Here is a 9,567-nt window from a genome sequence, read left to right on the forward strand (position 1 = left end):
GGCTCGCCCCGCTGGCCGCCCAGACCCCACCGAGCAGCGGCGCCACCACCAGCGGGTTGCGCAGCAGGGCGCCGCTGACCTTGCCCAGCGTGCGGGCGCAGCCCTGACCGGTGTGCAGGCCGGTCTCGACGCAAGCCAGGGCGATGGCGAAGAGCACGCAGACCACCACGATCGATGCCACCATCGCCGGCTGCAGCGCCTCGTCACCGAGCACCAGCATGCACAACGGAATGCCGATATAGCCGGTATTGGCGTAGGACGCGCCGAGCGCGTCGAGGCTGGCGTCGACCAGCGGTTGCTTCTGCAGTAGCCGATAGCCGAGGGTGAAGCCGAACACGCCGAGGCAGCCGACGGAGAAGGCGGCAATGAAGCCCGGCTGCCACAGCTGTGCCCAGGTCGAGGTCGCGACCACGTTGAACAGCAGCGCCGGCAGCCCCAGCCAAACGACGAAGCGGTTCAGTTCGGAGGCGCCGGTCGGCCCCATGCGACCCGTGCGGCGGCACAGGTAACCGAGAAGAATCAGGGCGAAGACGGGCAGGACGACGTTGACGACCGAGGACATGGGCTCTCATCTGCAAGGCATGATCGTCGCTGAGCCCGATGGAGGGGCGAACGACCGGGACGGCCGGCCACCTTAGCAAAAATTCCCGCCGTTCGAGAGCCAGGCCATGCCCCGCATGGATGCGCTTCGCGCACTTAAGCCCCGCAAGCACTCAATGCAATGGCTGCGTATAGCCGTTGGGCTCGGCGCGGGCGGCGGCGAACTCGGTTTCTACGCGACCGCGCATGTCCTGCGCCGCCTCGGGAAAGCCGCTGCGATCGCCATAGTCCCATTCGGTGGTCGGTATCCGCTCGGCATCCAGGGCCTTGGCACACCCCAGATCCAGCAGGGTGACACCGGCTACCGCGCCCGCGGCGATGGTCGCATTGGCCGGTGCCTGGCCGTGCTCGATGCTCCAGCCGAGGCCGGCCAGGTCCAGCGCATCGCCGCCGATGCGGCCATAGACCCAGGGCCGGGGCTCGTCCGCCAACAGCAGGCCGACGCCGGTGACGATCTCGCGCAGGCCGCAGGCGCGCACGGCGCCCTCGCTGCCCGGCATGCCGATGAACCGCGCGACCTGCTGCGGCGCCAATAATTGCGCCAGCCCCAGGCCGACGCTGAACCAGCCGAGCCCGCGCGCCAGTGCACGGGCCGGATGGTTGGGATGGGTGACTTGACGTGGGATGCTCATGGAATCTCCTCGCTCGGCGCAGGCCGGCCGATATCAGGGCTTGAGCACGACCTTGATGCAGCCGTCGTGCTTGTCGCGAAAGGTCTTGTACATCGCCGGGCCCTGCTCCAGACCGACGCTGTGGGTGATGACGAAACTGGGGTCGATCTGGCCTTCCTGGATGCGCCTGAGCAGGTCGTCGGTCCAGCGGTTGACGTGGGTCTGGCCCATGCGGAAGGTCAGCCCCTTGTTCATCGCCGCGCCGAACGGAATCTTGTCGATCAGCCCGCCATAGACGCCCGGAATCGAGATGATCCCGGCCGGACGGCAGACGTAGATCATCTCGCGCAGCACGTGCGGACGGTCGGTTTCCAGCATCAGCGCCTGCTTGGCGCGGTCGTACAGCGAATCGAGCGAACGCGCCGCGTGCGCCTCCATGCCCACCGAGTCGATGCATTTTTCCGGACCGCGGCCCTGGGTCAGCTCGGCGAGGCGCTCGACCACGCTCTCGTCGTCGAAATCGATGGTCACGGCACCGCCGGCGCGGGCCATGGACAACCGCTCGGGCACGTTGTCGATGCAGATCACCTGCTCGGCGCCCATCATCACCGCGCTGCGCACGGCGAACTGGCCGACCGGGCCGGCGCCCCAGACCGCCACGGTATCGGTGGGTTGGATGTCGCACTGCGCCGCGGCCTGCCAGCCGGTGGGCAGGATGTCGCCGAGGAACAACACCTGCTCGTCGCTCAGTCCCTCGGGAATCACCACCGGGCCGACGTCGGCATAGGGCACGCGGACGTATTCGGCCTGGCCACCGGGGTAGCCGCCGGTGAGATGGGTGTAGCCGTAGAGCCCGGCGGTGGTGTGGCCGAAGACCTTGTCGGCGATGTCCCGGTTGCGGTTGCTGCGCTCGCATACCGAGAAATTGCCGCGCCGGCACTGGTCACATTCGCCGCAGACGATGGTGAACGGCACCACCACGCGGTCGCCGACCCTGAGCTTGTTGTTCGCCGAACCGACCTCCATCACCTCGCCCATGAACTCGTGGCCCATGATGTCGCCGTGCTGCATGCCGGGCATGAAGCCGTCGTACAGGTGCAAGTCGGAGCCGCAGATGGCGCACGAACTGACCTTGACGATGGCGTCGCGCGGGTCCTCGATGCGTGGGTCGGGAACGTGGTCGTCGCAGCGGATATCGTGCTTGCCGTGCCAGCGGAGCGCTCTCATGGGATATCTCCTGGTCGGGTGTCCGGAAACGCCGCCCCGGTACTTCTCCCTTACGGCTTCGCTGTCGCTCCTCCATAGGGCGTGCGCTGTCAGATTTTTAGTAAGCAGCGCCCGCGCGGAGTTGCCCGGCGGCCGACGGACTGCATATCCGCAGGCGGCGCCTGTGCGCCTTCGACGCCGCGCTGTCGCGCAGCAAACAGGGTGCAGTCCGAGCAGCACACCGCGCTGGGGCGAAAGGACAATCCGCGTTCATACCCGGCAGATCGCGACCCGGTAAAGCGCCAGCAAGGACGCGGTGTGTCCCCCAGACTGCCGTGAGAGCAGGCGCTCAGCGATCCCGCCCGACCGCGGCATAGCCGTCGCGATAGCTGGGGTACTTCGGCACCCAGCCCAGCGCCCGCGCCGCGCGTTGCTGCAGCGCTTGCTGCCGGCCCGGCGGGTCACCGCTTGCTCGGCCCAGTGGCTCACGCCCAACCGCTCGCGCAGCCAGTCGACCACCTCGTGCAGCGGCGCCGGGTCATCGTCGACACCGAGGTAGCAGTCGGCCAGCGCCTCGCCGCGGGCATCGGCCTGCAGCAGGAAGGCCAGCAGGCCGGCGGCATCGTCGCGGTGGATGCGGTTGCTGTACTGCGGCGGCTCGCGATCGACGCGCAGGCCGGCGCGTACCTGGTTCTGCAGCCAGGGCCGGGTCGGATCGTAGAGGCCGCCCATGCGTACCCGCGTCGCCGGCATGCCGCAGCCCAGCGCCAGGCGCTCGGCCTCGAGCATCACCTGGCCGGTGAAACCGCCGGGTTCGGTGGGAGCATTCTCGTCGAGCCATTCGCCGGCGCACTGGGCGTAGACGCCAGTGCTGGAGACGAACAGCAGGCGCCGCGGCCGCTGCCCATGCTGCTGCAACCAGCCGAGCACGTTGCGCAGCCCTTCGACATAGGCCTGGCGATAGCCCGCCTCGTCGTGCTGCGTGGCGGCCGCGGCATAGACCAGGTAATCCAGCGCACCGTTGGGCCAGGTGCGCGGGCAGATCGGGTCGGCCAGATCGCCATCCACCGGCAGGATCGGCACCGGCAGGTCCGCCGCCTGCCGCCGCAGCCCGTAGACCGTCCAGCCGGCGCAGCTCAGCTGCAGGCCGAGGCGGCTGCCGACATCGCCACAACCGGCGATCAACACGGACAGGTGTCTGCGCATTTTCACGTTCCATCCCTAAATTGCGCCCGCCTGCGCGGGCTCCCTGGAGCCGAGTGTAGCGACTTTCGGCGCATGCCTGGCCGCTTGGTTCTGCGCTGCGCAAAAGGCTATGCTTGCCGGTATCTTGATGGATGCTGACTATGACCCTGACCGAACTGCGCTACATCGTCACCCTTGCCCAGGAACAGCATTTCGGCCGCGCCGCCGAACGCTGCCACGTCAGCCAGCCGACCCTCTCGGTCGGCGTGAAGAAGCTCGAGGACGAGCTCGGTGTACTGATCTTCGAGCGCACCAAGAGCGCCGTGCGCCTGACGCCGGTGGGCGAGGGCATCGTCACCCAGGCGCAGAAGGTGCTGGAGCAGGCGCAGAGCATCCGCGAGCTGGCTCAGGTCGGCAAGAACCAGCTGGCCGCGCCGCTGAAGGTCGGCGCCATCTACACCGTCGGGCCCTACATGTTCCCGCACCTGATCCCGCAGCTGCACCGCGTGGCGCCGGACATGCCGCTGTACATCGAAGAGAACTTCACCCACATCCTGCGCGACAAGCTGCGCACCGGCGAGCTGGACGCGATCATCATCGCGCTGCCGTTCCAGGAAGCCGACGTGCTGACCAAGCCGCTCTACGACGAGCCGTTCTACGTGCTGATGCCGGCCGAGCATCCCTGGACCGCGAAGAAGACCATCGACGCCGAGATGCTCAACGACAAGAGCCTGCTGCTGCTCGGCGAAGGCCACTGCTTCCGCGACCAGGTGCTCGAAGCCTGCCCGACCACCCGCAAGGGCGAGGCGCCGAGCCACACCACGGTCGAGTCCAGCTCGCTGGAAACCATCCGCCACATGGTCGCCTCGGGCCTGGGCGTGTCGATCCTGCCGCTGTCGGCGGTGGAGAGCCATCACTATGCCCCGGGAGTGCTGGAAATCCGCCCGATGACCCCGCCGGTGCCGTTCCGCACCGTGGCCATCGCCTGGCGTGCCAGCTTCCCGCGGCCCAAGGCCATCGAGGTGCTGGCCGACTCCGTCCGCCTGTGCTCGGTGGGCAAGCCGCCGTCGGCCAGCGCCTGAGGCCATGAGCGAGCTGGCGAGCATTCCGGTCACCGCACTCAAGGGCGTCGGTGCGGCCCTGGCCGAAAAGCTCGCCAGGGTCGGCCTGGAAACCCTGCAGGACGTGCTGTTCCATCTGCCGCTGCGCTATCAGGACCGCACCCGCGTGGTGCCCATCGGTGCGCTGCGCCCCGGCCAGGACGCGGTCATCGAGGGCGTGGTGGTCGGCGCCGACGTGGTCATGGGCCGCCGACGCAGCCTGCTGGTACGCCTGCAGGACGGCAGCGGCACGCTCAGCCTGCGCTTCTACCATTTCAGCCAGGCGCAGAAGGACGCCCTCAAGCGCGGCACCCAGCTGCGCTGCTACGGCGAGGCGCGCCCCGGCGCCTCGGGGCTGGAGATCTACCATCCGGAATACCGCGCGCTGAGCGGCGAACCACCGCCGGTGGAGCAGACCCTGACGCCGATCTACCCGACCACCGAGGGCCTGACCCAGCAGCGCCTGCGCAGCCTCAGCCAGCAGGCACTGAGCCGCCTCGGCCCGCACAGCCTGCCGGACTGGCTGCCCGCCGAACTGGCCCGCGACTATCGGCTCGGGCCGCTGGACCAGGCGATCCGCTACCTGCACCGACCGCCGGCCGACGCCAACCTGGAAGAACTCGCCGAGGGCCGCCACTGGGCGCAGCACCGTCTGGCCTTCGAGGAACTGCTGACCCACCAGCTGTCGCTACAGCGCCTGCGCGAGCAGGTGCGCGCCCAGCAGGCACCGCAGTTGCCGCCGGCGCGGCAGTTGCCGCAGCGCTTTCTCGCCAACCTCGGCTTCGCCCCCACCGGCGCGCAGCAGCGGGTCGGCGCCGAGATCGCCTACGACCTGGCCCAGGACGAGCCGATGCTGCGCCTGGTGCAGGGCGACGTCGGCGCCGGCAAGACGGTGGTCGCCGCGCTCGCCGCGCTGCAGGCGCTGGAGGCCGGTTACCAGGTGGCGCTGATGGCGCCCACCGAGATCCTTGCCGAGCAGCACTTCCTCAACTTCGGCAAGTGGCTCGAACCGCTCGGCATCGAGGTCGCCTGGCTGGCCGGCAAGCTCAAGGGCAAGGCCCGCGCCGCGGCGCTGGAACGCATCGCCGACGGCTGCCCGATGGTGGTCGGCACCCATGCGCTGTTCCAGGACGAGGTGCAATTTCGCAACCTCGCCCTGGTGATCATCGACGAGCAGCACCGCTTCGGCGTGCAGCAGCGCCTGGCCCTGCGCCAGAAAGGCATCGACGGCCGGCTCTGCCCGCACCAGCTGATCATGACCGCCACGCCGATCCCGCGCACCCTGGCGATGAGCGCCTATGCCGACCTCGACACCTCGATCCTCGACGAACTGCCGCCCGGACGCACCCCGGTGAACACCCTGGTGATCGCCGACAGCCGCCGCCTGGAAGTCATCGAGCGGGTGCGCATCGCCTGCAACGAGGGGCGCCAGGCCTACTGGGTGTGCACGCTGATCGAGGAATCCGAGGAGCTCACCTGCCAGGCCGCCGAGACCACCTTCGACGACCTTTCGGCGGCGCTGGCCGGCCTGCGCGTCGGCCTGATCCACGGACGCATGAAACCGGCCGAGAAGGCCGAGGTGATGGAGCGCTTCAAGCGCGGCGAACTGCAGCTGCTGGTCGCCACCACGGTGATCGAGGTGGGTGTCGACGTGCCCAACGCCAGCCTGATGATCATCGAGAACCCCGAACGCCTGGGCCTGGCCCAACTGCACCAGCTGCGCGGGCGGGTCGGCCGCGGCAGCACGGCCAGCCATTGCGTGCTGCTCTACCATGCGCCGCTGTCGCAGCTGGGCCGTGAGCGCCTGGCGATCATGCGCGAGACCTGCGACGGCTTCCTGATCGCCGAGAAGGATCTGGAACTGCGCGGCCCCGGCGAAATGCTCGGCACCCGCCAGACCGGCCTGCTGCAGTTCAAGGTCGCCGATCTGATGCGCGATGCCGATCTCTTGCCGGCAGTACGCGACGCGGCACAGCAACTGCTGGCACACTGGCCGCAGCACGTCAGCCCGCTGCTCGAACGCTGCTGCGCCATGGCCAGGAGTATGGCCAGGTATGACAACCACTCGTCGCCGGAAGCCCCAGGCTTGAGGCCTTGGCTATACTCCGGCAGGTCACCACGACGGACCCGCTCATGAATTCTGCTGTCGACACCGAGAGCTGCTCCGAACTGCCGCTCCTGATCACCAAACTGTTGAAAGACCTCGGCGTGAGCTACCAGATCCAGCGCAACCGCCCCGGTTTTCCGGTCGCCCAGCGCGTGCAGGCGGTGCTGCTGGACGACAGCATCGGCGCGATGCTGGTGCTGTTTCCCCAGGACCACCTGCTCGACCTCGCCCGCCTCACCGAACTGACCGGCCGCACGCTGGCGGCGGTCAAGCCGGAGCGCCTGGCGCGCATGCTCGGCAATCACGCCCTGAGCGTTCTGCCGGGCCTGCCCGCGGTGACCAGCTCGCCCTGCCTGTACGAAGAGCGCCTGCTGGAGCAGCCACGGCTGCTGCTCGAATCCGGCCAGCCGGGCCTGCTGGTGGAAGTCGCCAGCGGCGACTTCAAGCGCATGCTGAGCAAGGCCAGCGCCGGCCAGTTCGCCGTGCCGCTGAGCGGCATCCGGCCGAACCTGGACCGCCCGGACGACGACCGTGCGGAAATCAGCCAGGCGGTGCAGAGCTTCACCGCGCGGCGCATCCAGCAGCGCCTGGAAGAGACCATCGAGATCCCGCCGCTGTCGCATACCGCGCAGAAGATCATCAAGCTGCGGGTCAACCCCGATGCCACCGTGGACGACATCACCGGCGTGGTGGAAACCGACCCGGCGCTGGCCGCCCAGGTGATCAGCTGGGCCGCCTCGCCCTACTACGCCGCGCCGGGGCGCATCCGCTCGGTGGAGGACGCCATCGTCCGCGTGCTGGGCTTCGACCTGGTGATCAACCTCGCCCTCGGCCTGGCCCTGGGCAAGACCCTGAGCCTGCCCAAGGACAAGCCGCAGGACGCCACACCCTACTGGCAGCAGGCGATCTACACCGCCGCGGTGATCGAAGGCCTGACCCGCGCGATTCCCCGCGAACGGCGCCCCGAGCCGGGCCTGAGCTACCTGGCCGGACTGCTGCACAGCTTCGGCTACCTGGTCCTGGCGCACGTCTTTCCGCCGCATTTCTCGCTGCTCTGCCGGCACCTGGAAGCCAACCCGCACCTGGGCCACAGCCATATCGAGCAGCACCTGCTGGGCATCACCCGCGAACAGATCGGCGCCTGGCTGATGCGCTTGTGGGGCATGCCCGAGGAGCTCGCCGCCGCCCTGCGCTTCCAGAGCGACCCGAACTACGATGGCGAGGACTTCGCCTACCCGAATCTGGTCTGCCTGGCGGTACGCCTGCTGCACAACCGCGGCATCGGCAGCGGGCCGGGCTGCGAGATTCCCCAACAGCTGTTCGAGCGCCTCGGCATCAGCCGCGAGAAGGCCGACGAAGCGGTGACCAAGGTGCTGGCCGCCGAAGCCGCCCTGCGCGCGCTGGCGCTGCAGTTCAATACGCCGCACTGACGGCGTTTCGCCGGACCAGTGCGCACACCGGAGTCCTGTAGGAGCGGGCTTGCCCGCGAAGCTTTTACAGTGTCCGCTGCGCGGGCATGAACTCGGCGTCCCCGCCCGTCCTACGCTGCCGCACGCAGCGCGTTGCCACGAGACGCTTGTGCAAGGTGCGCTCCGCGCCCCCAACGCCCACTAGATCCCCGCGCGAAAACTCACCCGGGCATTCACCAGCCCCTCGCCGGCGCGCTCCAGGCTGGCCTCGGCGATGCTCACGCCCTGGCCCTGCAGCTCGTCGAACCAGCGCAGCAGCAGTGCGTAGGACGCGCCGGGCAGGCTGACCTGCAGGCTGCCGTCGCTGCCGTTGTCGAAGCTTTCGATCAGCAGGTTGCCCTGCTGCGCACTCTGCGTGACCACGCCCTGCAGCTGCTCCGGCGCCAGCTCGACGCGATTGCTGCGCGCCATCTGCCGCGCCAGTTCGGTGTTCTGCACCAGATGGGCATGGAGCTCGCGCTGCTGCTGGTAGTAGAGCCGGGCCTCGGCCGCCTGGCGCTGCGCCGGCAGCCACAGGCCGAGAGAGAACGACACCGCGACGAGAAAGACGCCGAGCAGGCTCAGCGCCAGGCGCTCGCGCGGCGCCAGGCGTTGCCAGCGCTGCCATAGCGGCGAGTCGGCGAGGCGCACGGCCAGTTGTTGCTTGAGATTCATCGTCAGCCTCCGATCACTACCCGGGCACTCACGCCGTCGCCTTCGCGGCTGGCCGAGCCCAGCTGCACGCTCTGCCCGGTTTCGCCCAGACGCCGGCGCAGCGTTTCCAGGGTGGCGAAGTCCATCGCCCGTACCTGCAGGGCGAGGTCGCCGCGATCCTGGTTGTAGTCGAGCTGATCGACGTTCACCGGGATGCCGTCCTCCAGCGCGCCGGCGGTATGTTCGAGCAGACGCAGCAGGCCGGCCTGGCCGCCGCTGCGCTGGGCCAGGTGATCGTCGAACTGGGCGCGCAGGTTGACGATGCGCAGGTCCTCGGGAAACAGCTCGCGATACAGCGCCAGGCTGGCCTCGGCATAGGCGTCGCCCTGACGCTGGAAATACCAGGCCTGGCCGAGGTTGAAGCCCAGCTGCAGCAGCAGGATCAGCCCGGCGACGGCGAACAGCGGCTTCCAGTAGCCGAGGCCGGTGTTGCCGACCGCCACGGCGAAGTCGCCCTGGGCCAGGTTGACCGCGGCGGCGCGATGGCCGGCGAGGAAGGCGTAGGGCTCGTCCAGTTGCCGGTAATCCTCCAGCGGCACCGGCGGCTCGGCCTCGCTGCCCTGGGCATGCCAGGGTGGCGGGCAGTGCCCGGCCAG

General features: G+C 69.0%; 7 protein-coding genes and 2 pseudogenes. 3 read left to right on the forward strand and 6 right to left on the reverse strand.

What is annotated here, in order from left to right:
* The 4 genes and pseudogenes from BAY1663_RS20960 to BAY1663_RS20975 form a co-directional block, all read right to left on the reverse strand.
* Positions 1-562: AEC family transporter (locus BAY1663_RS20960; RefSeq protein ID WP_037044647.1), on the reverse strand; the 562-nt coding region annotated here is incomplete at its 3' end.
* Positions 563-713: 151 nt separating this feature from the next.
* Positions 714-1,232, reverse strand: a complete 519-nt coding sequence (locus tag BAY1663_RS20965) for a hypothetical protein (protein WP_037044650.1) — start codon at positions 1,230-1,232, stop codon at positions 714-716.
* A 33-nt stretch (positions 1,233-1,265) separates the two neighbouring features.
* Positions 1,266-2,438: a zinc-dependent alcohol dehydrogenase gene (locus tag BAY1663_RS20970; RefSeq protein WP_037044653.1), complete on the reverse strand. Its 1,173-nt coding sequence runs from the start codon at positions 2,436-2,438 to the stop codon at positions 1,266-1,268.
* Positions 2,439-2,766: 328 nt separating this feature from the next.
* A pseudogene (locus BAY1663_RS20975) lies at positions 2,767-3,623 on the reverse strand (NAD-dependent epimerase/dehydratase family protein).
* A 140-nt stretch (positions 3,624-3,763) separates the two neighbouring features.
* Here BAY1663_RS20975 and BAY1663_RS20980 point away from each other — a divergent pair.
* The 3 genes and pseudogenes from BAY1663_RS20980 to BAY1663_RS20990 all read left to right on the forward strand — a co-directional run bounded on the left by BAY1663_RS20980 (position 3,764) and on the right by BAY1663_RS20990 (position 8,239).
* Positions 3,764-4,684: a hydrogen peroxide-inducible genes activator gene (locus tag BAY1663_RS20980; protein ID WP_037044655.1), complete on the forward strand. Its 921-nt coding sequence runs from the start codon at positions 3,764-3,766 to the stop codon at positions 4,682-4,684.
* A gap of 4 nt (positions 4,685-4,688) precedes the next feature.
* A pseudogene (gene recG / locus BAY1663_RS20985) lies at positions 4,689-6,760 on the forward strand (ATP-dependent DNA helicase RecG).
* Between the two features lie 75 nt (positions 6,761-6,835).
* Positions 6,836-8,239 carry an aminoacyl-tRNA deacylase and HDOD domain-containing protein gene (locus BAY1663_RS20990; protein ID WP_037044657.1) on the forward strand — a complete coding sequence of 468 codons (1,404 nt, stop codon included), beginning with the start codon at positions 6,836-6,838 and terminating at the stop codon, positions 8,237-8,239.
* A 180-nt stretch (positions 8,240-8,419) separates the two neighbouring features.
* Here BAY1663_RS20990 and BAY1663_RS20995 read toward each other — a convergent pair whose 3' ends face one another.
* Entirely contained in the window at positions 8,420-8,932 is a 513-nt protein-coding gene (locus BAY1663_RS20995; protein ID WP_037044659.1) for a type II secretion system protein M, read from the reverse strand.
* A gap of 2 nt (positions 8,933-8,934) precedes the next feature.
* Positions 8,935-9,567, reverse strand: a 633-nt coding sequence (gspL, locus tag BAY1663_RS21000; RefSeq protein WP_037044661.1) for a type II secretion system protein GspL, incomplete at its 5' end; no start/stop codon positions are given.

This window comes from Pseudomonas sp. BAY1663, assembly GCF_000582595.1.
GTDB lineage: Bacteria > Pseudomonadota > Gammaproteobacteria > Pseudomonadales > Pseudomonadaceae > Stutzerimonas > Stutzerimonas stutzeri_AF.

Excerpts from the sequence above, each read along its gene's own strand:
- BAY1663_RS20965 (WP_037044650.1), bottom strand. The coding sequence starts at position 1,232 with ATGAGCATCCCACGTCAAGTCACCCATCCCAACCATCCGGCCCGTGCA.
- BAY1663_RS20970 (WP_037044653.1), bottom strand. The coding sequence starts at position 2,438 with ATGAGAGCGCTCCGCTGGCACGGCAAGCACGATATCCGCTGCGACGAC.
- BAY1663_RS20980 (WP_037044655.1), top strand. The coding sequence starts at position 3,764 with ATGACCCTGACCGAACTGCGCTACATCGTCACCCTTGCCCAGGAACAG.
- BAY1663_RS20990 (WP_037044657.1), top strand. The coding sequence starts at position 6,836 with ATGAATTCTGCTGTCGACACCGAGAGCTGCTCCGAACTGCCGCTCCTG.
- BAY1663_RS20995 (WP_037044659.1), bottom strand. The coding sequence starts at position 8,932 with ATGAATCTCAAGCAACAACTGGCCGTGCGCCTCGCCGACTCGCCGCTA.